Here is a 23,277-nt window from a genome sequence, read left to right as displayed (position 1 = left end):
TCTTTACCAAACACACGCGATCAACGAGCCAGTAAAAATACATGTCTGAAACCATCACCAACGACACTGCCACGCAATATCAGGCACCCGCCGACCTGCTCAAAGAAAAAGTCATTCTGATCACCGGCGCTGGCGACGGCATCGGCCGTGTTGCCGCCAAGACCTTCGCTGCGCACGGCGCCACCGTGATCCTGCTCGGCCGCACCGTACCCAAGCTGGAAGCGGTCTATGACGAAATCGAAGCCGCGGGCGGCGCCAAGCCCGCCATTCTACCGGTGGATCTTTCCGAAGTACGCTGGGAAGAGCTGGAATACCTGGCCCAGGGTGTCGACCAGGAATTCGGTCGTTTAGATGGCCTGCTGCACAACGCAGGCGCACTCGGCCAGCGCACCCCCATGGCCAACTACCACTACGCGACCTGGCAGCAGGTGATGCAGATCAACGTGAATGCCGCGTTTGGATTGACCAAGGCAATGCTGCCACTCCTGGAAGAATCCAAAGCGGGCTCAGTGATCTTCACCGGTTCCGGGGTAGGCCTGAAAGGTCGCGCCTACTGGGGCGCTTACGCGGTTTCCAAATTCGCGACCGAAGGCATGATGCAGACCCTAGCGGATGAAGTGGACGGTGTTTCCAATATCCGGGTCAACAGTATCAACCCGGGCGCCACCCGCACCAACATGCGTGCTGCAGCCTACCCGGCGGAAGACCCCGCCTCGGTGACCACGCCGGAAGACATCATGCCTACCTATCTGTACCTGATGGGTGACGACAGCGTTGGCGTTAACGGCAAGCAGTTCAACGCTCAGGGTTGATCCCCTCCTCCCTGCAATCAATTCGAAAGATCCGGGCTGCAGTGGTGCACTGCAGCCCCGGTGATTACACTTTCCCCAATCTCGACCAACACGCATTTCAGGTCGACCGCCAGGTTCCGGGCATAAATCAATCGCCGGCGAGGGGATATGACCGACCACAGCTCCAAATCAATCGCCAGTTCAGGCGCCAGCGCTACACCCAATCGCACTAGCGACTCTCAAAAAGAGGATCTGGGCGTACTTACCAGTGAGTCCCGCAATCCGGACACTCAGGACATTGATCTGCTCCCCACCTACGGGATTCTCGAGAAGATCAACGACGCTGACAGCGGTGTCCCCGGCGTGGTGCGGCAGGTACTGCCGGCGATCGCCGAGGCGGTGGATAAAGCGGTAGAGGCCTTCAAGGCCGGGGGCCGCCTGATCTATATGGGTGCCGGCACCAGCGGGCGCATCGGCCTGCTGGATGCAGTGGAATGTCCTCCAACGTATGGTGTTCCGGAAGGAATGGTGGTGCCACTGATCGCCGGCGGTGAACAGGCAGTACACCGCGCTCAGGAAGGTGCGGAAGACAACCCCGCACTGGGTGAACAAGACCTTCGCAGCATCAAGCTGACCAGCAAGGACATGGTGGTAGGCATTGCGGCCAGCGGGCGCACGCCTTATGTCACCGGCGGGTTGCGCTACGCGCGCAGCCTCGGTTGCACAACGGTAGCCCTTGCCTGTAACAAATCCGCAGCCATTGCCAAAGAAGCAGACATCGCCATTCTGCCGGAGGTGGGACCGGAAGTATTAACCGGCTCCACGCGCATGAAAGCCGGCACCGCACAGAAACTGGTGCTGAATATGCTTACCACCGCCAGTATGATTCGCATCGGCAAGAGCTTTTACAACCTGATGGTGGATGTGAAAGCCACCAACCAGAAACTGGTGGACCGCACCCGGCGGATTGTTGTCGAGGCCACAGGGGTGAGCTACACAGAAGCCGATCAGGTGCTGATGCGCTGCGATCACAACGCCAAGCTGGCAATCATGATGATACTGAGTGGACTAGAGCGCGCAGAAGCGGAACAGGCACTAAAAAGAGCCGACGGCTTCCTGCGCCTGGCACTGCAGAACCTGCAGCAGCACTAATCACTAAAATTAGTGAATTGCCACAAAAAAATACCCGGATAGCGAAAAGGATAACTCCTCCCGCGCCCCGGGTATTTTTCAACGGCTGCAGCAAACGTCAGCGAGAGTTACTCTCCGCTGTGATCAATTTCCTCGACCAGTTCTTCCACTTCCTCGGCCATCTCGTGCATTGCCTCTGACGTTTCATCCAGAGCGTGCCCCATGGCTTCCGGCACATCGGCAAACACATCCCCTTCTGCAGAGGCCATCATATCGCCTGCGGCCTCAGGAGAGTTGTCTGCCGCCGCCTCTGCTTCTGCTACGGCGGATTCGACTTCGTCAACGATTTGCTCTTCCTCGACAACAACCTCTTCCGCCTGCGGCGCAGTCGCTTCGAGGTTGGTGTAATAGAAATAACCACCGACGGCGGCAATGGCAATTGCGGGAATCAACAGCTTTTTCATATTCGGCTACACCCCTGAGTGTTGTTTATGATGTCTTATGATTTTTGTAAGCTCTCGGCTCGAATATTCTTCCACGGTGTGCCAATTGGAAATGTGACAGGCAACTCAAATTGCATTGTGTAGCGCGCACGACTGGTGCAATATTCGACAGACCTAACGAACGGACCTGACATTATGCGAAAAATAGGCGCTCCTAATTTGCCCCATGCCAAACCCTTCTTCGCCCCCCTGCTATTCCTGTTCGCAATGACGCCCCTTCTAACACCCGCCACCAGTGCCGAGACTCTGGAAGACGCACTGCGCCGCTGCACAGAATTCAGCGATGACAAGAAGCGGCTCGCCTGCTTCGACAAGGCTTCCGGAAATCTCAAACAGCGCGCTGAGCTGCGCTTTGGTCACGAAGGAAAAGACGTAGCTGAAGAAGCCCCCGAATCCATTTCGGCCACGATTACCAGCGCAGTGGAAGGCGCCCACGGGAAATATACGTTCACGCTGGATAACGGCCAGGTTTGGCGGCAAACCGGCAGTGGCCGCGCCATCTGGCGCGAGGGTGAGCAGATCACACTGGAACGCGGTGCCCTGGGCTCCTTTTTTATGCGCAAGGCAACTGGCGGTCGTTCACTGCGGGTCAAACGCATCAAGTAATCGTCAACGTCGGTAAAACCGCGCCGTCAGGTGCGGTTATAACCGGACAAAATAAGCCGCCCATCAGTAACTGAAAACGCCTCTATACCACTATTTTCCAGTAAAATTCGTGAAATCCCGGCAACCTGCCGGGTTTTGCCGTTAACCCTCCCCCTAGCCCCGCACACACTCCCTCCGAGTACTCACCGGTCCCGTTTTTTGCGGCGCTAATTTCCACAGAGCCCGCGCCGTCATCTATAGTCAAATGGTCCGCATGGCAATTTCTGCGCCATGCAGCGATCCTGCGAAAGGATGACGCCGGTAGTTTTACGGCAGCAGCGCGGTCCACAAGGTAAAACTGCGCTGCCTCAGCATAAGGTTCAGACTTTTGTCCCGAGTAAATATTGAAACAAGGGATGACCAGTGGCTGAAGGAAAATAGCAACAACGCAACCGGGAGCAGCTTCCAACAGGAAGACCCGGATCCATCCATGCAACCCCGCGCGGAGGCAATCGAAGAAGACTCAGGCTCAGAAGACTCCCTTGGCGATAACGTCGGCACGCCGATGCAGAATTACCTTAAGCATCTCTATCGGCTTGATCTGCTGACCCCGGAGGATGAGCACACCACCACCTGCCTGCTGCGGGAGCTGGAGGAGAAAATTATCACGCTACTGCAAAAACGCGGCGTGACGCTGGTAGACCTGCGCAGTGAAGGGGTTGAGCAACGCGGGAGTACCGGGGCCTACGACCACGGGTTGATTATCGCCAAAGCTGACGGCCTGTTAGCGAGCGGTAATATTTCCCAGCGCGATCGCAGCGCGCTGCAAAACCTGATGAAAAAATTCAAGGCGCAGCGCAAGAAACTCATTCAGTGTAATCTGCGCCTGGTCATTGCCATCGCCAAGCGTTTTCGCAACCCTTCGGTGCCATTCATCGATCTGATTCAGGAAGGCAACGTAGGCCTGATGAAGGCCATTGAGCGCTTTAAACCCCAGATGGGTTACCGGTTCTCCACTTACGCCTACTGGTGGATTCAGCAGGAAATCCAGCTGACCCTGCGACGCAACGACGACCTGGTGCGCCAGCCCGCCAATGTGCAGGACGATTTGCGCAATATCTACCGGGCCATCAATCAGGTGCGTTCAGAGGGGCTCCCGGCCTCGGATGAAAATGTGGCGAAACAAACGGGTCTCGACCTGGAGCGCGTACAGAGCCTGCTCAAGTTACCCGGCCCAACCGGCTCGCTGGATGACCCGATCTCCGACGACCAGGCCAGCACACGACTGGACTATGCCCCCGCCGGGGATATGTTCAATACCGACGAGCTGGTATCCAATCAGGAATTGGCCCAGCGCCTGCGGGACGCGGTTGCCAAGCTGCCACCACGTCAGCGCACGGTTCTCAGTTTGCGTTACGGACTTATTTCAGACCGGGATTGTTCATTCCGGGTTATCGGTGAGCAGCTGGGCCTTAGTCAGGAGCGAGCGCGGCAACTGCATTCCGATGCGCTGCGGCAACTGAAGCGTCAGTGGCGCTAAGGTAGCAACCAAATCTATCATACCAGGGCCCCGGAAACGGGGCGCCTGCTTGCCTTCATTTCGATTCCGGCTAACCTTGTAATACTGCCCACTAACAGCGATAACCGGCGATTACATCATGCCTCACTCCCCCACCGCGGCCCCGGTGCCCGTACCCTCCCGCACCATCGGGAAACAAATATTTGCCCTGGTGATTACCGGCGCCCTTCTGACCCTGAACTCAATGGCTGCTCAAGCCGGTGCAGTTTGGCGTGACGGCTCTCAGGAGCTGATTTTGAGCGGCGGCAAGGGAATCGGAAGCGCTCTGATCCAGCAGAAATCCATTGCCGGGTCGGATATGGTCGGCGTCAACTGGTCGTATCAGTTTTATGACTATCCGGGCAATCACCACTTCCAGTGGTGGGCGCAGGTCAGCTACAGCCATATGTGGATTGACTATCAGGGTGAGGATCAGAAACAGCAGATCTGGGAGCTGAAACCAGTGGTTCGCTGGTACCCGCAACGTGAGGCAAAAGGGATTTTCGGCGAATTCGGCGTTGGTGCAGCCTACCTGACCGAGCGCAGTTTCGGTGCCATAGACCTGTCAACTAATCTGAATTTTTCGCTGCATTTTGCCGGCGGATACACTCTTGAGAACGGGCACACCATATCGTTGCGGTACAGTCATTTTTCCAACGGCTATACCAATTCCCCCAATCCCGGCTTCGATTTTGCATCACTGAACTGGCACGCCAAATTCTGAGGTGTACGGTTATTTTCCAACCAACTTAAAACTAACCGTAATATTTACATCAAAATATTGTCACACCTGTGAGGGACAATAACGCCATTCCTGCACCGTGCACCACGCGCGGTCAGTCTGGCGCCGTACCGATACCGCACACACGTGCCTATCCTGCCTGACACCAATAAACCCAACGCGGCGCAGAGACATCGGACGTGTAGCCGTATGATTCAAAGTATCTGTCACCTGATTGCCAGCCGTGAGCACGGCGGTATGGAAAAGCATGTCGCCGACCTGTCCCGCTGGCAGGCCTGTAACACTGACGCGCAGGTGGCGGTGATTGCCCACCCCCGATACCTCCAGACGCTCGATGAGCGCATTCAGTTTATTCCGTTGAATACAGACCGCAGCCGGCATCACCCCAACCTGGTTTGGCGCCTGGCCAACCTGATTCGTAAGGGGGAATACCAGATTGTCCACGGCCACGGTTCCAAATCTGCGCAATTACTCGCCGCGGTCCAACCTTACACGGAAACTCGCCAGATCATTACCCGGCACAATGTACGGCACCCGCGCGATAAGCTCGCCAGCGCATTCGACGCGCGCATTGCCATCAGCGAAAATACCGTGGCCAACTCAAAACTGGACTGGAATATTATTCCCAATGGCGTCGAATTACCGGCAGCCCCCAGCGAATCAACACCCCAACTATCTCTCAGTGCAGAGCAGCCAACCCTGCTGGTCGCCAGCCGGCTGATCAAAGCACGTGCCGTCGACAAGCTGATCGATGCAGTCGCACTGCTGCCGGGAACACGCCTGATGATTCTGGGGGAAGGTCCGGAGAAGGAAAACCTGCAGCAACAGGTAAGAAACTTGAGCTCAAGCAAACCGGCGCTGGCGGATTTCGCGCAACGGGTGGAGTTCTTTTCGGGCAATGGGATTGTTGCGCAGTTTATGGAAGCGGCAGATCTTGTGGTCATCCCCGCAGAGGCAGAAGGCACGCCTTACACCCTTATTGAGGCATTGCTGCAACGAACCCCAGTACTGGCCAACCGGGCAGGGAATGCCATCGATTACCTTCCGGAAAAGTATTTACTGGACACGACAGATCCGGACCACCTCGCGGAAAAAATCCGCGGTGCACTGCAGAACCCAACTCTGAGCACGGATTTCTCGGCCCTTTATGACCGCGCCGCAAACAGCTTCACCCTGGACTCCATGGCCAAGGCAACCTGGCAGGTTTACACCCAGCTACTGCCAGAAGCCATCATTTGACAACACTAACGGCCAACGGCTGAGAGGACGCTGCAGTAAGCTCGTCGAACCAGCGAACGGCCTGGGCCGTCGTTTCCGCGAGACTGAAGCCGGCAAACTGGATGGATTTTGCGGCATCCAGTACCGACACACTGGTACGCACCAGCGGTTCCATCCCGCAACCGCCCTCTCCCTGTGCGGCAGCCTCCACTGGCACTCCCTGAGGAAAGCACTGCTGGAGTAGCTCAAGCCCGAGCCCACCATCGGCAATCGCAGGGCACCCCATTGCCAGGGACTCACAGACCACCCGCCCGTCAGTCAAAGCCGGTTCCGCCAGGTCGAAGGTTATCCGTGCACTGGCGTAGAGCTCGCGCATATCCCTGCGCGCGCCGAGAAACAGAACATGTTCGGCAAGGCCCATGGCTTCCGCCCGTCTTTCCAGGCCGCGGGCAAACTTTTCCTGCCCGGGAAGCGCCTCTCCGACCACCAGCCCAAACAGGTCGTCGCGCGTTTTTTTCAACTCGGCCAACAATTCGAGAAACCGTTCCTGGCCACGCCCGGGGCCGATGTCACCGGGTAGCAACAGCCAGCTGCGACCTTCAATCTGCGGGAAGCTGTTCAGCAGCCGATGTTGCCAGTGCCCGGAGACCGGGGCGCGCCGATCCAGTTCTCGGGTGTTCACTCCACGGTAGATAACCTGGATTCCCTGTTCACAGGACCCGGGCTCAGCAACCGGCATGGAGAAACGCTGTGACATCCGCTGCGCGAGATTCCGTGAAGAGGCCAATACTAATTCACCACGCGACACCGCGCCGTTCTGCCAGGCCCCGCTGAACGGCCCACCCGCTGGCCAGCGGTGCAGCGCTGTTACCAACCGTGGACGCGTCGTCTCAGGCAGGCGGGACCACACTTTCCAACCGTGCCAACTGCACAGGGAGTCGCGACATAGAAGGACATCCGCCTGCAGAGATTCAAGCTGATGATACAGACGGCGGTGCAGGCGGTGGTTGAAAAACCCTTTGCGATTTACCGGTAACTCCAGATGTTGGCAATTGTGCAACGTCAGACGGGATACCAGCGTACCACCAGCCGAGATCACCGAAGACTCATGCCCCTGGCGGGCCAGCTCCTGGGCAAACTCCAGTGTTTCCTGGGCCAACTTGCTGCCGTCCATGGACGGTACCAATTGAACAATCCGCATGCGACTCGATCCTAAACGACTCCTGTCCTGATCATTACATTGTACCGGCAAATTCTGCGCCACAAGCCACATTTTTATTTTCTCGCGACCGCTTCACAAAACCTGCGGAATCCCGTCACCCTCGCGGCCGAAAAGCGGGGTATCATGGCTCGCGGCCGAATGACCGGCATAGACTTCAACAAAAGAGCCCACCGCGACAAATGGGCTACTCGAATAACAGTGGAAGGAAACACACGAATGGCAACTCAAGGCGTATCTTCAACCTCGATACCGGGTCTTACCAGGAAGGGTCTTTTCACCCGCTGGCTCGCCAGCTTCAGTATTGCCCTTTTGGCAATAGCGCTGGCGGCTTCCGCACAGGCGGCAAATGATCGAGGTCTTCTGCTGGAGGCAAAAAAGGGGGAGAAGCGCGTTTACCTGCTGGGATCCATCCACCTCGCCGACAAAAGCTTTTACCCACTGCGCGACCAGATTGAGCGCGCTTACTCCAGCAGCGACGCGCTGGTTGTGGAGGCGGATATTCTCGCCATGGAAACCGATCCGGCGCTGCAAATGAAAATCATGCAGGAGTCGGTTTATCCTGCGGGCCAGCAACTGAAAGACCACATTTCACCCGCGGTGTATAAACAGTTGCAGGATTGGCTGGCCAAACGACAGATTCCAGAGCAAAACTTTAGCCGCCTGCGCCCGGCAATTGCCATGATCACCCTCAGCATGATTGAAATGCAGGCCCGGGGACTGGACCCTAAAGCGGGTATTGATCGCCATTTCCTCAACCAGGCCCACCGGAACAACGGGACCATTCTTGAACTGGAAAGCGTGCTCGGACAGATCGAAATGCTGAACAATCTCGACAATCCCGAACTGTACCTGCAACAGACCCTTGCTCAGGTATCCGAAATGGACAGTTTTGTCCCGCGCATCACCAAGGCATGGAAAAAGGGAGACCAGAACGACATATACGACCTGGTGATCCGAGAAAGCCTGGAGGAAAACCCCGGGTTTGCCCCGCTGTTCGACAAACTTTTCTATCAACGCAACCAGACAATGGCTGAGAAAATCCGCGACTTCAGCGCGGATTACAATACCCTGTTTGTCGTAGTTGGCGCCGGGCATCTCGTAGGAAAGAAATCCGTTACGGAGTTACTCGAAGAAGCCGGCTATTCCATCGAGCAAATCTGACATATCGCGCCCTCTACGAGCCCGGCAACGCCGGGCTCCATCCCTCCTTACCGATACTCATCGTTTATTTCGACAATTCCGCTGTGCCATTGGGTTTCTCGCGCAAAATACTCCCACTCAAGTGAACTATTATCCCTATGCATATCGGCGTTATGGGATATGTCTTTCAGACCCGCCGCCAGCAGATGTTACGGAAATATTTCATTTCTGCGCGCGTTATGTTTCCATTGCGCCCCAAATTTTTATCAATCGTTTTTCATAACGCTGCGATCAGGAGTTCCAATGAAAGCCTCAGGTACAGGGAAAATGGGCAAGGCGCTCGCCGCGGTCACATGCAGCCTGCTTTCCATCACCGCCATCGCCGACGACGCTGAAACCAAGGGCGGACTGAAAATCACTTCGGACGACGGCAATTTTTCTGCCTCGCTGGGGGGGCGCATCCACTTCGATACCTATCTTTTCGACACCGATATCGAAGATCCCGTAAGTACCACGGAATTTCGTCGCGCGCGAATCACCCTGAAAGGCAGTATCTACGACTGGAAATACGTGCTGGAGCAGGACTTCGCCGCGGGCGACACCCACGCAGGCTTTCGCGACGTGTTTATTGCCCATAAATTTCTAGATGGCGAAATTCGTATCGGACAGTTCAAGCCGTTCCGCTCAATGGCGGAAATGACCAGCTCCAATGAGATAACCATGCTGGAGCGACCTTTCTCCAGCGCCACCGGCCTGTATGACGGTTACCAGTTCCAACAGGGTATTGGCTGGACCGGCGTTCTGGACTGCTTCACTCTAGGAATGATGGCCTTCAACCTCCGCGATGCTGCCGAGTCTCGCAATGAAGGGGTCGGAGCCGCCGGGCGGCTGGCCTGGGCACCCATCAATACCGATCACGCGGTATTCCATTTAGGCACCTACCTAAGCTATGAGAATGCCAATCGCGACTCCGGCGATCTATACGCAGAGGCCGACTATGCTGGGCGCCGCGGCCCTTCGCAACTAATGGCGCTGACACCCGGCGATCTGGGCGAAGACGCGTCTTACGCCGGCTTTGAAATCGCAGGCAGTTACGGGCCGCTCTACCTTCAGGCGGAATACGCTATCGGGGAGTTTGAGGCAGACTACTACCTGACCGAAGTCGAATTTGAAGATGAATTTGGTGCGCCACCTCCCTTCTACTGCGACCCGATGTTCGGCTGCTATATTGACGATCAATCCGTACACACCTGGTATGTGCAGGGCAGCTGGATGATTACCGGTGAACACAAGACCTACAGCAAGAAACGCGGTGCCTTCAATTCCGCCAAACCTTCTGGCAACGGCCTGTGGGGCGGAGCCTGGGAACTGACAGCCCGCTACGACACCATGGAAAACCGCGACATTCACAGTCTCGAAGCCAGCAGTGCACAGATCGGCCTCAACTATTACGCCAATCGTAATGTGCGCGTGATGATGAATATGATCTTCGGTGATGATGACTTTACTGGCGACAACACCAATCAGCTTGGCCTACGAGTACAGATGGCCTGGTAAGCAGGTTCTGGTGTGTTGAGCTAAAGAGCACAAAAAAAGCGAGCTATTTAGCTCGCTTTTTTTGTATCCAATTTTCTATCCCTACCCCACCTGCTGTGCCTTGGCGGGGTCAAACACTTCTACTTGTGAAGTCTCCGGAACTTCCACTTTCGGATTATAAAAACGCTGTAACGCCTGATTGCGAGCCTGGTGTGCGAGTTTTACATTTTCTTCCTTGATTACACCGTAACCACGAATCTGGTCTGGATAGCTCAGCAGTTCAATCGCCGCTGCGTGGTTCTCGGCATTCAGTCGGCCCAGTACTTCGTCGACAATTTTTTCGTATTCGGTAATCAGGCCACGCTCCATTTTGCGCTCTGCGGTGTAACCGAAAATATCCAGCGCGCTGCCGCGCAGGAATCGAAACTTTGCCAGTACACCGAACGCCTTGTGCATCCAGCCGCCGAATTTGAGTTTGCGCGGGCGCCCGGTATTTTTATCGAACGGGCTCAAAAGTGGTGGTGCCAGATTGAATTCCAGCTCGAAGTCTCCGGCAAAATTCTCTTTCAGGGACTCAATAAAACGCCCATCGGAGTACAGACGCGCCACTTCGTACTCGTCCTTGTACGCGAGGAGTTTGGCGTAATGCCTTGCCACCACCTCGGCCAGTGCCTCACTGCCCGGCACCTTGAGAATCTCCGCGTCCTTCACCTTGTCTACCAGATGACGGTAACGGCGGGCCAGCGCCGCACCCTGATAGCCGGTCAAATGCTCCACACGGTGGGCGACAATCGCCTCCAGCCCCTGCGGCAGAACGAGCTCTTCCTCTTTCGACAGGAGCTGGTCCAGTGCCTCGCGATCCGCCGCAGCCAGACGGCCCGCTGCCAGCCCCTGCAGGTTACCTTCTACCGCCACCCCATTGAGCCGGATCGCCTCCTGGAGCGCCTCTAGCCCCAGGGGAATCAGACCTTTCTGCCAGGCAAAGCCGAGCATGAAGATATTCGCCGCAAGAGTGTCTCCCAGCGCCGCCTTGGTGAGGGTGTGCCCCTCGACCACATCCAGCTCCAGCACCGCATCCTTGATGGTGTCCAGTACCGCCTGCGGCGAATGAATATCTTCGCGTCCCAGCACCGATGCCGCGGTCGGGCTTAGGTGGGTATTCACCACTGCGCGGCTGTGGGTCTCATCCAGTTTGGCGAGACTAGCAGACAGATTGCCTGCGGCAATCAGGTCACAAGCCATGAGAGCGTCCGCACGCCCATCGGAAATACGCACCGCTTTCAGGGATTCCGGTCGATCCGCAAAGCGCACATGGGAGTACACCGCCCCTCCCTTTTGCGCGAGACCGGTCTGGTCCAGGGTACTGCAGGCTTTCTGTTCAATGTGCGCCGCCATGGCCAGAAGTGCACCAATGGTGACCACCCCGGTGCCACCGACGCCAGTTACCAGCAGGTTGAACGGCTCACTCAGATCCGGCATCTGCGGGGCCGGCAACTTGTCGGCCGCCTGGCAAAGGGCGTCACCGACACCTGCACGCTTGTTCAGTTTTCCGCCTTTCACAGTAACAAACGACGGGCAGAAACCGTTTACGCAGGACATATCCTGATTACACGCGGTCTGATTGATCCGGCGTTTGTCACCGAGCGCCGTGGTAACCTTCTCGACGGCAATACAGCTGGACTGCGTGACACAGTCGCCGCAGCCTTCACACACCAACTCATTGATAAACGGGCGCCCTTCCGCTTTTGGCAGAAGGCCACGCTTGCGCTTGCGGCGCAGTTCGGTGGCACAGGTCTGGTCATAAATGATAACGGTGCAGCCGGGCTCCTCGCGCAGCTCTTTCATCACCGCAGGCATATGGTCCCGGTGGCGAATTTCCACTTCCGACGGGAAGCTCAGGGCACCCTTGTACTTGTCGGTGTCGTCCATCACCAACACGACTCGCTTGACCCCTTCCGCCAGAACCTGGCGACAGATCATATCCGGGTGCAGCTCACCATCGTGGGGCTGGCCACCGGTCATCGCCACCGCATCGTTGAACAGAATCTTGTAGGTAATATTGACCTTGGCGGCGACAGACGCGCGGATAGCGAGAATCCCGGAGTGGAAGTAGGTTCCATCCCCCAGATTCACAAAGACATGAGGCTCACTGGTAAATGCCGCCTGGCCGATCCAGTTGACGCCTTCAGCCCCCATCTGGGTGAAGGTATAGGTCTCACGGTCCAGCCACTGGGCCATATAATGACAACCGATCCCCGCCAACGCGCGGCTGCCTTCTGGTACACGCGTGGAGCGGTTGTGGGGACAACCGGCGCAGAACATCGGCAGGCGCGCGACACTGGATCCGGCCTGGGCAGAAATACGCTCGGCCAGGGCGTCCAGTCGCATCAGGCGGTGTTTGGCGCGATCGTGCAGATTTTCTTCACCCAGCAGGTAACCGAGTACCTGCGCCACAACCGCTGGCGACAGTTCGCCGTACATGGGCAGCAGCGGCTTATCGTGCTCGTCCACCTTGCCGAGAATGCGCGGGAAATGGGGGTCGCGCAGATGTACGTTGTACAACTCTTCCTTCAGCTGCACTTCCATCAGACTGCGCTTTTCTTCCAGGACCAGTAGAGAGTCGAGGCCACGGGCAAACTCCTGAATGCCGGGCACATCCAGCGGATAAGTCATACCCACCTTGAGAATCCGAATACCGAGGTCGCGAGCGCGCTCCTCATCGATTCCCATATCCTCAAATGCCTGCATCAAATCCAGATGGGCTTTACCGGCAGTGACGATACCGAGTGTCGCACTCGGGTTATCCAGCACCAGTTTGTTCAACTGGTTAGCGCGAGCAAAGGCGAGTGCCGCCGGGCGCTTGTAGCGCCACAGACGCTCTTCCTGCTCGAGCGGGTTGTCCTGTTTGCGGATATTCAGGCCGCCCTGCGGGCGCTCGATTTCCGGGTACTCGAACGAGACACCTGCCGGGTCCACATCCACAGTGGAGGCACTGTCCATATTTTCCGCCAGGGTAATCATCGCCACCCAGCAACCACTGAAGCGGGACAGCTCCAGGCCGTAAAGGCCGTAGTCCAACACCTCCTGTACCGTCGACGGGTTCAGTACCGGAATATGCATATCCACGAAGGCAAATTCGGACTGGCCCGGATAGGACGACGACTTACAGCCGTGGTCATCGCCAGCAATAATCAGTGCACCGCCCTTCGGAGAGGAGCCTGCCGCGTTGGCGTGGCGGAACGCATCACAGGAGCGGTCGACGCCCGGCGTTTTGCCGTACCAGATTCCGCAGACGCCATCGACCTCAGCCCCGTCAAACAGGCCCACCTGCTGGGAACCCCACACGGCAGTCGCGGCCAGCTCTTCATTCACGCCGGGTGTAAAACGGATATTGAATTGATCTAGGAGTGTTTTGGCGCGGGCCAGTTGCTGGTCATACCCACCCAGGGGGGAACCGCGGTAACCGGAAATAAACGTGGCGGTATTCAGTCCCCGCGCAGCGTCAATACGCATCTGATCGATGGGGAGGCGCACCAGCGCCTGAATACCCGATAACAGCACTCGCCCCTTGAGGGTGGTGTACCTGTCATCAAGAGAGACTGCTTTCGCCGCAGCCGAATTGCCGCTGACCGCCTGATCCAGACCTTGCTGAGACTCGGACTGAGATCCGGTGTTCACCTTCTGCTCGTTCATACGCCTACTTCTTCCCGCTGATCGTTGAAGCACCGCCTTGGACACGGGCTTCCGCTAATTATTGTGATTCGGGGCGCGCATCGCCGAAATTGGCGCCAAATTGATCGGACCGATGGGTGTCTCGGCCGGGGCTGCCAAAGATAGCGACGGCGTGGTCAGGTCATACTAGTGCTTAAAGCGCATTGAAACATTGCTTTATTTACAGGTTTGCACGTAAAATTATGACAGCCATCTCGGCCAATAGTGAAACTGTAGGACAGGAGTTTATATGAAGCGCTCAACCGACCTGGATGATTTCGACCGCAAGATTCTGAGGGCGCTGCAGGAGAACGCCGATTATTCCATGGCTGAGCTGGGAGACAAAGTGGGTTTGTCCCATACACCTTGCTGGCGCCGCATCAAGCGCCTGGAGGCCGAAGGTATCATCCGTGGCCGCGTCACCCTCCTGGATCCGCGCAAACTTGACCTGGGGGTCACAGTATACTGCTATGTCACCATACACAACCACGATGAAGATTCTTTGAATAATTTTGAATCGGCGGTACAGGACGTACAAGAAGTGGTGGAGTGCTATTCCACCAGTGGTGACAAGGACTATGTACTGCGTGTAGTGGTGGACAGTGTTGAGCATTACGAGCAGCTACTGAAACGCTCACTGGTGCATTTGCCGAATGTTGCATCGGTGAACTCCACCTTCGCATTGAAACAGGTAAAGTACACCACACAGTTGCCGCTCTAAGCGGGCGCGAAAAGATACATCCAGATCCATCATGCCGGATACAATCCGGCGTCGGGCTTTTCAGCTTTGCATTCCGGGCCCAGCCCGGAATGAGAGAGCGGGCGCTTAACGAGCCTCCAGCCTAGCAATCACCTGCCCCAGCACCTGCTCCAGATCCTGACCATCGCAATCCACCACGATATCGGCGTATCGGCGATACAGCGCCTGACGCTCCTCAAACAGTGCCTCAAAGCTCTGACCGGGGGCCTTGGCGATTCCGCGACTCTCGTAATTGTGAATACGGCGACGGAGCTCGTCTGCGGAACAGTTCAGGAACACCGCTGGGCCATAGGACAAAAGGTTGCGCATACCGTCCTCGCTGTACACCGCACTGCCACCGGTTGCGATCACATGATTGGGCAGCTCGGCATCCGCAATCACTTCCCCTTCGATACGGCGCAGGTTGAGGTAATCGGATTCATTCATGATCTCCTGCAACGTCTTATCTTCCCGCAGCTGGATCAGCACGTCCGTATCCACAAAATCTTTCGCCAGCTCCTTGGCCAGCAATACCCCCAGCGTACTTTTGCCCGCCCCCGGCATTCCAATCAGTACCACACTGCCCTGTTTTTGCATTGTTATTCGGTATCCAAACTACGTTAATCCCCTCGCCTCGGCCACAGCAGTGACCGCAGCCAACCCAACAGGCCATTACCTGCAAGCAGCATTTTATCTAATTCATCCAGATTGTGCGCCTGCCTGAAACTGTCCGCAAACAGGGCTTCCCGGGTAATCATTCGCCGGCGCGGATTGATCTGCTTAATCTCCCTGGCCGGATTCCCTGCCACCACCGTATTCGCTGGCACATCCCTGGTTACAACACTGCCGGCTCCGACAACCGAGTTGTCGCCAATGGATACCCCTTTACAGATAATCGCGCTGTCGCCTATCCAGACATTGTTGCCGATGGCAACCGGTGCGGTGCAGCGAAACGGCCGGGTACGGTTGTAGATCCCGTGCCAGTCTGAATCGGATATATACACATTGGCGGCAAGCATGCAGGCATCGCCAAGAGTGATGGATTCGCCAGCCGATATACGCACCCCCGGGGAAATCAGCACGTAGTCACCAATGGTGATTTGCGCATCGCCACCACGATGGCCCATTGCGGTAAAGCGAATGCAATTATCCGGTGTTGATATCAGGTGCGGAAAATCCCCCAGGCAAATGTTACTGCCAAATACCTTGACCGAAGCCGGGTGCATGATTTCAGGCTCACGGCCTATGGCATCAAACTGCGGCAGCAGGAAATGCCGGCAGCGCCAATTGCGAAAGGCAATCAGCGCGCGCTTAAGCCAGTATGGTCTATGATCTTTTCGCATAATGCGCCTTTTGTTTCGAGTATCAACCTAGCGCTCGACAACTCACGGCTGACAGACCGCAATTGCCGATCGCTGCCCAACTACCTCTGATACCGAAACCTGTTCGTTATTTTGAATTTTGGGTTTGCAACTTCCGCCAGTAAAACTGTCGCTCCAGCGCATTGCCAAAGTGCGCTATTGCACGTAACGTCTCGCAAAACTTACGAATTACCGCTCAGAGATTACCCCACTATGGATACCGCCCTGCCCATGGAACTCCCCCTGGATATCACAACCGTAAAAGGTTTTCTTGCAGATACCGAAGGCGAAGCACTCTACCGACTGGCCGCCGATGCCAGTGACCGCGGCCCCTGTCTGGAAGTGGGCAGCTATTGTGGAAAGTCCACCATTTACCTGGGCAGCGCCTGCAAGCTGATGGACAACACCCTATTTGCGGTGGACCATCACCGGGGGTCGGAGGAGCATCAGCCCGGAGAGGAGTACCACGATCGAGAACTGTTTGATGACCGCAGCCAGTTGATGGACAGTTTTCACGCATTCCGCACCAATATGCGTGCAGCAAAACTGGAGGATCACGTAGTGCCAGTCGTTGCGCCGACGGCTGTCGCAGCGCGCCACTGGAACACCCCACTCGGCCTCGTTTTTATCGACGGCGGCCACTCGCTTGAAGCGGCACTGACGGACTACCGCAGCTGGTCCCGGCATATCGTGCCTGGTGGTTATCTGGCCATTCACGACATTTTCCCCAACCCGGAGGACGGCGGCCAGGCACCTTACGACATCTACAAACTAGCGCTGGCTTCCGGTCAGTTCGAGCTGGTCGAGTTGGTCGAGACGCTCGGTATCCTGCGCCGTCTCTGAGGTACTCCCCGTCAAACTCACGCTGGTAAACAGTCTGCTGGCCGGCGTCAAACCGGCCAGCGCATCCGCCGCCAACAGCATTGCCCCAACCGTCCAGGTGGTTTTTTCTTCCGGCCAAATAGCCCTGTCACGGTACACGTACCCGGTCCAGTAGCCGCCATCCTTATCCTGCCAACGGTGCAGCCCGCGATACAGAGTGCGCGCCTTACCAGTCTCGCCGGCCGCCAGCAAAGCCATGGTCAACTCGCAAGACTCGGCCACGGTAACCCAGGGCTCGTCATTGACACAGCGGCAACCCAGTCCCGCCACAACAAATTCACCCCATTTTTTGTGCAGGCGAAATTTGGCCGCATCGCCCGCCACTGCGCCGGTCAACACCGGGTAAAACCAGTCCATGGAAAAGCGGTCTTTGCTTTCCCAGGTGCGATCAAACCGATGGGGCTTGTCACGCAGGGCTGAGCCCAATCGCTCACGGGCATCCATCCAACGGGGCTTGGGCCGCCCCAAAACTGCCGCAATATTGATGCCGCACTCAAGACTTTTGAAGATAGACGCGCAGCCGGTAATCAGTGCATCCTCCATTGGGACGCCGCTCTTATCTACGGCCCACTGAATCTCACCATCGGGCGACTGAAGTTTCAGCACGAATTCCAGGGCGGCCTCGACCATGGGCCAGTGACGCTCAAGGAATGCCTGCTCCCTGCGAATCAGAAAGTGGTGCCAGACACCGGTCGCCACATAAGCGACAAAGTTGGACTCACGACGCTCGCCAGCCTGACTGCTGGTATCAATTTCACCATCACGGTAAGCCGCCCACCAGCTGCCGTCTTGCAGCTGTTTGCCCGCAAGCCAGCCGTATGCCCGTTCTGCTGCGGCGAACTCACCGGCAATGCTTAGCCCCATAGCAGCTTCAACGTGATCCCATGGGTCAGCGTAGTGCCCTTCAAACCAGGGGATGCAACCATCTGGCTGCTGCTGGGAAAGAATGTAATCTGCGCTACTGCGGATAAAACCTTCCGGCAACAGTGGCAGCTCTGCGCTCATCGACGCGCCATCGGCAGCCCCGACACCATCTCGCTTCAGGGGCTTCAGGGTTTCTGTACACCGACTCATGCAGCCTGCTCCTCTCGGGAACCGGCGGCACCGGCCGCGGCCACTGACAGTGGCACACCAGCGCTATCCTCTGCCGAAGACTTCACGAAATACAACGCGACACTTTTGCCCAGCAGCGGGTTTAACAGCGTCTCCACCCAGCGGGTAATTCGCGGACGCTCCATCATGTCCCACACCAGCAAACGGTGGTATTGACGTACAACCGGCGAGTCATCCCGCCCCCAGAACAGGCATTTGAGCCACCAGTAAGGCGCATGCAGTGCATGGGCTTTGTGCCGGGCGAAATACGTTAGCCCCAGCGCTTCAATGGCATACCGTAATTTTTTCTCGCGGAATATCCGGATATGGCCACCTTCAACCTGATGGTAAGCATCGGACAGTTTCCAGCACACCCACTCAGGAAAAAACGCAGGGACAGTCGCAGCAAAAATACCGCAGGGCTTGAGCACGCGATAAATTTCCTGAAGAACCCCTTGATAATCTTCGATATGTTCCAGCACCTCAGAACAAATCACCACATCAAAAAAATTTGAGGGAAATGGCAGTTGCAGCGCATTTCCCACACACAACTGCAGGCGTCCCCTCTGCTGGCCACATTCGGCAAAAGGCTGCGCACGTTCAGCGGCGGTCGCCAGATCATTCGCGCTCAGGTCAAGGCCGAAAATGTCTACCTGATCGGTAATTGAAAAGTGGATGGCATGGCGACCTTCCCCACAACCAAGATCCAACACACGTTGGCCGGCTTGCAGGTTCAAGCGACGGGGATCAACAGTAATCATCAGGCTGCTTCCCCACGGCGCGCGGCGGCTTCAGCACTGATTTCCGACCGCTCAACGGTTTCTCCATCAACACCGCCTGGCGCATGGGCAACCGCACGATCAATTGAGTTCGTGCGTTCGTTGCCAGCAGCGAGGATTTCCCGGTAAAAGCGCACCAGGTGTGTCGCCGCCACCTGCCAGGAGAACTGCTCTTCGATCCGGCGGCGCCCCGCTTCACCCAACGACATACGCAAGGCCGGGTCCTGTAATAGTTGCTCAATGGCGCGGGCCAGCGCACCACTGTCACCGGCCGGCACTACAATACCCGCATCCCCGACCACCTCGGGCAGTGCACCACCATCACTGGAAATAACAGGGATACCGCAGGCCATGGCTTCTCCTGCGGGCAGTCCGAAACCTTCGTAAAGAGACGGGCATACCACCATACCGGATGAGGCGTAATGACGAACCATCTCTTCATTGGAAATGCCCGAGACAAAGGTTACGCAGTCCTGCAGTTTCAGCTCCTGCAGCAACTGTTCGGTAGCTCCCCCCTCTTTCAATTTCCCCACCACCAGTAATTCCAGCTCAGGGTGACGCACGCGCAGCAGCGCCATCGCCTGCAATAAGAAACGCAACCCTTTCAGCGGCTGATCTGCAGAAGCCGTGGTCATTATGCGCATCGGATTCTGCACCACGCCGGCCTGGGGGGCGAAAATGTTGGTGTCGATGCCGTTATAGATCAATTTCAGCTGCTCACGCCTGACGCCGAACTGGGACACGATATCGTTCAGTGATTGCGTCGACACAGTGACAATATGCTTGAGCTTGCGTGAAACCTTGATTTGCATTCCGAGAAAACTGTGCCAACGACGTACCAGCAGCCGGTAAAACCAGTCGGGTGCAGCATCCAGTGCGAGTTGACGGTCGCGGGTAATCGGGTGGTGAATGGTGGCAACAACAGGCAACCCCGCCTTCTCGATATCAAGCAGCCCGTAACAAAGAGACTGATTATCGTGCACAACATCGTAACGGCCCCGGTGCCGGCGTAAATAACGCGCCACTCGCCGGCCGAAGGTGTACGGTTCAACGAAGCCCCCGGTCAACTTGCCGAACCATTCGTAAAAATCCGCCCAGCTCAGCAGGTGCTTAAGCTTCAAGGCGCGAGTGGGATGTTCATGCTCGTAGAGATTGAGGCCGGGCATTTTTATCAATTTCACCCGAGGGTCCAGTTCCGGGTACGGTTGCCCCGAAATGACATCAACCCTGTGCCCTGCCTCAACAAGGGCTTTACTCAGGTAGTGGAGATAGATTCCCTGACCACCACAATGCGGGTGGCTACGGTACCCCAACAAGCAGATATGCAGTGGCCGCAACCCGGCCGATGGACCGTCTGTATGATTCCCCAAGGCGGTCATAATTTCCCCGTATTTATCGTTCTGGCTGGCGTCTGATCCGGTGCCAAGAAAGGCGAAGAATACACTGGCGCGGTTATGACCGCTAGACAGAATCCGTCCACGTCCGGTACAAGACTTTTCAGCCCGCGGGCACTATCAGGATCACTCGCAAAGTGAGAGTGCGATCAGTTTTCACCCATACAGGCACGACAAAGCCCCGGCCCGCCCGTGTGGCGCACCGAGGCAATGATGTCTGGAGCACTTATCCGATCAGAAACTGAACTTGTAACCCACGCCCAGATTGAACACCCAGGAATCCATGTCCAGATCGTCCCGGTAACGGATGCTCTCAACCGCAATGCCATTGCTCAGAATCACATCATCAACACCAATTTCTACTTCCGGAGAGGCGTCAACATACATCGCAGAGGCGTTGAACAGCCAGTTGGCATCACGACCAAATTCGATGTCGATACCAACCTGAGCAGTCCAACCCCAGGAGCTGCCGAAGTTCACCAGGCCGCGGTTTACCCGATCGACAACCTGACCGTTGTCATTAGTGACGTCTTCAACAAATACCGGACGCAGGAAATCCTGGTCAATATCCGTATAGTTTACGCCAATTCCCACATAGGGCTGGACCCAGCTCTCGACACAGACCGGATACCAGTTAACGAATGCGCTTGTGATGTTGGTTTCGAAATTACCGAGGCTGTCGTAGCTGCGAAAATCGATGTTTTCGCCAATGACATAAGTGGTGTAGTCCGCGTCCAGTTTGGCGGCGCCCATGTAGTTCAATTGAACAGCCCAGTGGTCCGCCACAAAGTAAGTGCCGTTGATAAACCAGGTGGTATCTGAATCCAGGTCCAGTGCATCACCCAGCTCTACTCTGATCGTCTCTTCCGGATCCAGAGGGTCAATGACATCCACAATAGTGCTTTGGGAGAAAGCGGAATTCTCCGGGTCCATGTAGGCCGCGCCAACACGCACAATGAAATCACCGGCGTTGAAATCGGCAAATGCCGGAGAAGTCGCGCTGGCGGCAGCAATCGCCAGCGGCAGAAGAAGGGACTTGGTTCGCATGGGTAACTCCTTTTAACACGAAATGCTCCAGGGCCGCCGGGGCCACAGAATAAAAAGTGACCCGTGCGTGCGGTTAGTTTCAGTATAGGTGGAGTTTTCAGGAAAACAGCAAGTACCGACTAAGGTTTAACCCGCAAATGGGAAGAAATTTCTGCAAAAAGTTTTCGGGCAAAAAAAATGCCCGCCAAATGGCGGGCCAGATTTCTCGAACACACTTTCAGGAGGAGAGTTTGCGACCGGCTGTGAACGCAAGTGCACAGCTGTCTGTGTTTAGGTATAGCAGAGCATTTCCCCCTGCCAGCCCATCTGTCATCAAACCCTTTGGGTTGTGGACGCAAACCACGCCGGAAGTATATGAAGTGATAAAAATGCAGACCGGCAGGATCATCAGACCCGTTGCAGGTAGCTCTGGTACTCCACATCAGTCACCCGGGCGGCAATCTCCGCCTGCTCCTGACGTTTGAGTAAAACAAACAGCTCAACAAACTCCGGGTCCAGATATTCCCGCCAAAGTGCACTGCGCTCGAACTGCTTCAGAGCGCCATCCCAGGTATTGATCAGCTGTTCGCTTTCCACCTGATAGGCATCGCCCTCAACCGGTGCTGGCGGCTGTAATTTATTCTCCAGGCCGTGGCACACACCAGCGAGAATTGCCGCCAACACCAGGTAGGCATTGACATCAGCGCCTGAGATACGGTGTTCAATTCGGCGGGCTTTTGCCTCACTGGCAGGAATCCGGAACGTCACTGTGCGGTTGTCATACCCCCAACACAGGTTGAGTGGCGCGTGGCTGCTTTCCTGAAAACGGCGGTACGAATTGGCGTGTGGGGCAAAAATCGCCATGGCGTCATTGGCCGTACGCATCATTCCTGCCACAGCGTGGCGCAGCAACTCCGCCCCTTCATCACTGCCATCGTCAAAAACGTTATTGCCGTCTTTGTCCACCAGACTCATGTGTACATGCATGCCGTTGCCTGCCAGCTCACCAAACGGCTTGGCCATCGCGCTTACCCGCAGACCGTGACTGCGTGCCACCCCCTTCAACAAGCGTTTGAACAACAGGGTCTGGTCCGCCACCTTTACCGGATCATCACAGTGCAGCAGATTGATCTCAAATTGACCAGGTGCGCATTCCGAGAGGATTGAATCCGCTGGTATCCCCTGCTCTTCACAGGCAGCACGCACGTCGGCAAAAAAGTGCCGTTGTGCGTCCAGCTCGGCAAGATCGTACACATCGGTGGAAGGAACCAGGTCAGAGTCGTTGTCGCTAACCGGGCGCGGGCGCCCCAGCTCATCGGCCTCTTCCCGCAACAGGTAAAACTCCAGCTCGGTGGCACAAACCGCCTTGTAGCCCAGCTTACCCAGACGCTCGACAACTTTTTGTAATTGCGCCCTGGGGTCTGCGTAGAGCACATTGCCATCCGCCTCAAACAACTGCATATGCAGCTGTGCAGTCTGCTCCCGGTGCCAGGGCGCCAGGCAAATGGGTGAAACCGGATGGCACACGCCGTCGCTATCACCACTGGCAAACACCAGCGGGCTATTTTCAATATCGCGACCCCAGATATCCAGACTGACGGCGCTGCGCGGCATTTGCAGGCCACCAGCCAACAGCTTCTTGGCGGAGTCCGCCGGCAACCACTTGCCTCTCGGCACACCGTTGATATCAAAGGCAAAGCCCTCAATCCATTTCAGTTCGGGGTGCGTTTTGAGGAAGGTTTCCGACGATTCCAGGATCTCCGCCGGTGGCTGATATTGTTGTTCTGCTGCCATAAAAAAGGGTTCACACAATTGGTGGATATTGGCTGATAGAGCATTGGCTGAATACGTGGGCTCCCGCAGTTGG

At 56.4% G+C, this 23,277-nt stretch carries 20 protein-coding genes; 10 read left to right on the top strand and 10 right to left on the bottom strand.

Annotated features, from left to right (window positions below; all coding sequences use genetic code 11):
* The first annotated feature begins 41 nt into the window (after positions 1-41).
* Both AU11_RS01305 and murQ read left to right on the top strand, forming a co-directional pair.
* Positions 42-812 (top strand): YciK family oxidoreductase, encoded by a 771-nt coding sequence (locus AU11_RS01305; protein WP_043315873.1) that lies wholly within the window; start codon positions 42-44, stop codon positions 810-812.
* Positions 813-959: 147 nt separating this feature from the next.
* Complete coding sequence (gene murQ / locus AU11_RS01300; RefSeq protein ID WP_081847871.1) at positions 960-1,943, top strand: N-acetylmuramic acid 6-phosphate etherase; 984 nt, start codon at positions 960-962, stop codon at positions 1,941-1,943.
* 107 nt (positions 1,944-2,050) lie between these two features.
* Here murQ and AU11_RS17605 read toward each other — a convergent pair whose 3' ends face one another.
* Positions 2,051-2,386 (bottom strand): hypothetical protein, encoded by a 336-nt coding sequence (locus AU11_RS17605; protein WP_051686847.1) that lies wholly within the window; start codon positions 2,384-2,386, stop codon positions 2,051-2,053.
* Between the two features lie 198 nt (positions 2,387-2,584).
* On the opposite strand from AU11_RS17605, the gene AU11_RS17600 reads away from it, so the two are divergent.
* From AU11_RS17600 to AU11_RS01275, 4 genes are all read left to right on the top strand, one after another.
* The gene (locus AU11_RS17600) at positions 2,585-3,031 is read left to right on the top strand and encodes a hypothetical protein (protein WP_051686846.1); all 447 of its coding nucleotides are present in this window, start codon (positions 2,585-2,587) and stop codon (positions 3,029-3,031) included.
* A 367-nt stretch (positions 3,032-3,398) separates the two neighbouring features.
* Positions 3,399-4,550 (top strand): RNA polymerase sigma factor RpoD/SigA, encoded by a 1,152-nt coding sequence (locus AU11_RS01285; RefSeq protein WP_043315870.1) that lies wholly within the window; start codon positions 3,399-3,401, stop codon positions 4,548-4,550.
* Between the two features lie 190 nt (positions 4,551-4,740).
* On the top strand, positions 4,741-5,292 hold the full coding sequence (locus AU11_RS01280; RefSeq protein WP_231491407.1) for an acyloxyacyl hydrolase: 552 nt from the start codon (positions 4,741-4,743) through the stop codon (positions 5,290-5,292).
* A gap of 207 nt (positions 5,293-5,499) precedes the next feature.
* Entirely contained in the window at positions 5,500-6,549 is a 1,050-nt protein-coding gene (locus AU11_RS01275) for a glycosyltransferase family 4 protein (protein WP_043315867.1), read from the top strand.
* Here AU11_RS01275 and AU11_RS01270 read toward each other — a convergent pair.
* Positions 6,542-7,729, bottom strand: coding sequence for a glycosyltransferase (locus tag AU11_RS01270; RefSeq protein ID WP_043315865.1), 1,188 nt, complete (start codon positions 7,727-7,729; stop codon positions 6,542-6,544). The genes AU11_RS01275 and AU11_RS01270 overlap by 8 nt on opposite strands.
* Before the next feature lie 237 nt (positions 7,730-7,966).
* Between AU11_RS01270 and AU11_RS01265 the strand changes: the two genes are divergently transcribed.
* Both AU11_RS01265 and AU11_RS01260 read left to right on the top strand, forming a co-directional pair.
* Positions 7,967-8,911, top strand: coding sequence for a TraB/GumN family protein (locus AU11_RS01265; RefSeq protein WP_081847869.1), 945 nt, complete (start codon positions 7,967-7,969; stop codon positions 8,909-8,911).
* Positions 8,912-9,193: 282 nt separating this feature from the next.
* Entirely contained in the window at positions 9,194-10,447 is a 1,254-nt protein-coding gene (locus tag AU11_RS01260) for an OprO/OprP family phosphate-selective porin (RefSeq protein WP_051686845.1), read from the top strand.
* An 81-nt stretch (positions 10,448-10,528) separates the two neighbouring features.
* Here the strand turns inward: AU11_RS01260 and AU11_RS01255 are convergent, their stop codons facing one another.
* Positions 10,529-14,119, bottom strand: coding sequence for an indolepyruvate ferredoxin oxidoreductase family protein (locus AU11_RS01255; protein WP_043315863.1), 3,591 nt, complete (start codon positions 14,117-14,119; stop codon positions 10,529-10,531).
* Positions 14,120-14,387: 268 nt separating this feature from the next.
* On the opposite strand from AU11_RS01255, the gene AU11_RS01250 reads away from it, so the two are divergent.
* On the top strand, positions 14,388-14,858 hold the full coding sequence (locus tag AU11_RS01250) for an Lrp/AsnC family transcriptional regulator (protein ID WP_010131435.1): 471 nt from the start codon (positions 14,388-14,390) through the stop codon (positions 14,856-14,858).
* A gap of 105 nt (positions 14,859-14,963) precedes the next feature.
* Here AU11_RS01250 and AU11_RS01245 read toward each other — a convergent pair whose 3' ends face one another.
* Both AU11_RS01245 and AU11_RS01240 read right to left on the bottom strand, forming a co-directional pair.
* Positions 14,964-15,473 carry a shikimate kinase gene (locus tag AU11_RS01245; RefSeq protein ID WP_043315861.1) on the bottom strand — a complete coding sequence of 170 codons (510 nt, stop codon included), beginning with the start codon at positions 15,471-15,473 and terminating at the stop codon, positions 14,964-14,966.
* Positions 15,474-15,496: 23 nt separating this feature from the next.
* Complete coding sequence (locus AU11_RS01240; protein ID WP_043315859.1) at positions 15,497-16,219, bottom strand: DapH/DapD/GlmU-related protein; 723 nt, start codon at positions 16,217-16,219, stop codon at positions 15,497-15,499.
* A gap of 231 nt (positions 16,220-16,450) precedes the next feature.
* Between AU11_RS01240 and AU11_RS01235 the strand changes: the two genes are divergently transcribed.
* Complete coding sequence (locus tag AU11_RS01235) at positions 16,451-17,080, top strand: class I SAM-dependent methyltransferase (protein ID WP_051686844.1); 630 nt, start codon at positions 16,451-16,453, stop codon at positions 17,078-17,080.
* Here AU11_RS01235 and AU11_RS01230 read toward each other — a convergent pair.
* From AU11_RS01230 to AU11_RS01210, 5 genes are all read right to left on the bottom strand, one after another.
* Positions 17,009-18,124 (bottom strand): prenyltransferase/squalene oxidase repeat-containing protein, encoded by a 1,116-nt coding sequence (locus AU11_RS01230; protein ID WP_043317838.1) that lies wholly within the window; start codon positions 18,122-18,124, stop codon positions 17,009-17,011. The genes AU11_RS01235 and AU11_RS01230 overlap by 72 nt on opposite strands.
* A gap of 65 nt (positions 18,125-18,189) precedes the next feature.
* Complete coding sequence (locus tag AU11_RS01225; RefSeq protein WP_051686843.1) at positions 18,190-18,972, bottom strand: class I SAM-dependent methyltransferase; 783 nt, start codon at positions 18,970-18,972, stop codon at positions 18,190-18,192.
* Complete coding sequence (locus AU11_RS01220; protein ID WP_081847868.1) at positions 18,972-20,369, bottom strand: glycosyltransferase family 4 protein; 1,398 nt, start codon at positions 20,367-20,369, stop codon at positions 18,972-18,974. Before AU11_RS01220 ends, AU11_RS01225 begins: the two co-directional genes overlap by 1 nt.
* A gap of 249 nt (positions 20,370-20,618) precedes the next feature.
* Complete coding sequence (locus AU11_RS17595; protein ID WP_051686842.1) at positions 20,619-21,431, bottom strand: OmpW family protein; 813 nt, start codon at positions 21,429-21,431, stop codon at positions 20,619-20,621.
* Between the two features lie 387 nt (positions 21,432-21,818).
* Positions 21,819-23,204, bottom strand: coding sequence for a glutamine synthetase family protein (locus tag AU11_RS01210; RefSeq protein ID WP_043315857.1), 1,386 nt, complete (start codon positions 23,202-23,204; stop codon positions 21,819-21,821).
* Positions 23,205-23,277 lie beyond the last annotated feature (73 nt).

The sequence above is a fragment of the Microbulbifer sp. HZ11 genome, from assembly GCF_000708675.1.
Classification (GTDB): domain Bacteria; phylum Pseudomonadota; class Gammaproteobacteria; order Pseudomonadales; family Cellvibrionaceae; genus Microbulbifer.
The sequence above is the reverse complement of the archived record's forward strand: the minus strand, read 5'-3'. Positions and strand labels throughout refer to the sequence as shown.

Bases quoted from the DNA above. Each gene is read 5' to 3' on its own strand.
- AU11_RS01305 (WP_043315873.1), top strand. From the start codon at position 42: ATGTCTGAAACCATCACCAACGACACTGCCACGCAATATCAGGCACCC.
- murQ (WP_081847871.1), top strand. From the start codon at position 960: ATGACCGACCACAGCTCCAAATCAATCGCCAGTTCAGGCGCCAGCGCT.
- AU11_RS17605 (WP_051686847.1), bottom strand. From the start codon at position 2,386: ATGAAAAAGCTGTTGATTCCCGCAATTGCCATTGCCGCCGTCGGTGGT.
- AU11_RS01275 (WP_043315867.1), top strand. From the start codon at position 5,500: ATGATTCAAAGTATCTGTCACCTGATTGCCAGCCGTGAGCACGGCGGT.
- AU11_RS01270 (WP_043315865.1), bottom strand. From the start codon at position 7,729: ATGCGGATTGTTCAATTGGTACCGTCCATGGACGGCAGCAAGTTGGCC.
- AU11_RS01265 (WP_081847869.1), top strand. From the start codon at position 7,967: ATGGCAACTCAAGGCGTATCTTCAACCTCGATACCGGGTCTTACCAGG.
- AU11_RS01260 (WP_051686845.1), top strand. From the start codon at position 9,194: ATGAAAGCCTCAGGTACAGGGAAAATGGGCAAGGCGCTCGCCGCGGTC.
- AU11_RS01255 (WP_043315863.1), bottom strand. From the start codon at position 14,119: ATGAACGAGCAGAAGGTGAACACCGGATCTCAGTCCGAGTCTCAGCAA.
- AU11_RS01250 (WP_010131435.1), top strand. From the start codon at position 14,388: ATGAAGCGCTCAACCGACCTGGATGATTTCGACCGCAAGATTCTGAGG.
- AU11_RS01245 (WP_043315861.1), bottom strand. From the start codon at position 15,473: ATGCAAAAACAGGGCAGTGTGGTACTGATTGGAATGCCGGGGGCGGGC.
- AU11_RS01240 (WP_043315859.1), bottom strand. From the start codon at position 16,219: ATGCGAAAAGATCATAGACCATACTGGCTTAAGCGCGCGCTGATTGCC.
- AU11_RS01235 (WP_051686844.1), top strand. From the start codon at position 16,451: ATGGATACCGCCCTGCCCATGGAACTCCCCCTGGATATCACAACCGTA.
- AU11_RS01230 (WP_043317838.1), bottom strand. From the start codon at position 18,124: ATGAGCGCAGAGCTGCCACTGTTGCCGGAAGGTTTTATCCGCAGTAGC.
- AU11_RS01225 (WP_051686843.1), bottom strand. From the start codon at position 18,972: ATGATTACTGTTGATCCCCGTCGCTTGAACCTGCAAGCCGGCCAACGT.
- AU11_RS01220 (WP_081847868.1), bottom strand. From the start codon at position 20,369: ATGACCGCCTTGGGGAATCATACAGACGGTCCATCGGCCGGGTTGCGG.
- AU11_RS17595 (WP_051686842.1), bottom strand. From the start codon at position 21,431: ATGCGAACCAAGTCCCTTCTTCTGCCGCTGGCGATTGCTGCCGCCAGC.
- AU11_RS01210 (WP_043315857.1), bottom strand. From the start codon at position 23,204: ATGGCAGCAGAACAACAATATCAGCCACCGGCGGAGATCCTGGAATCG.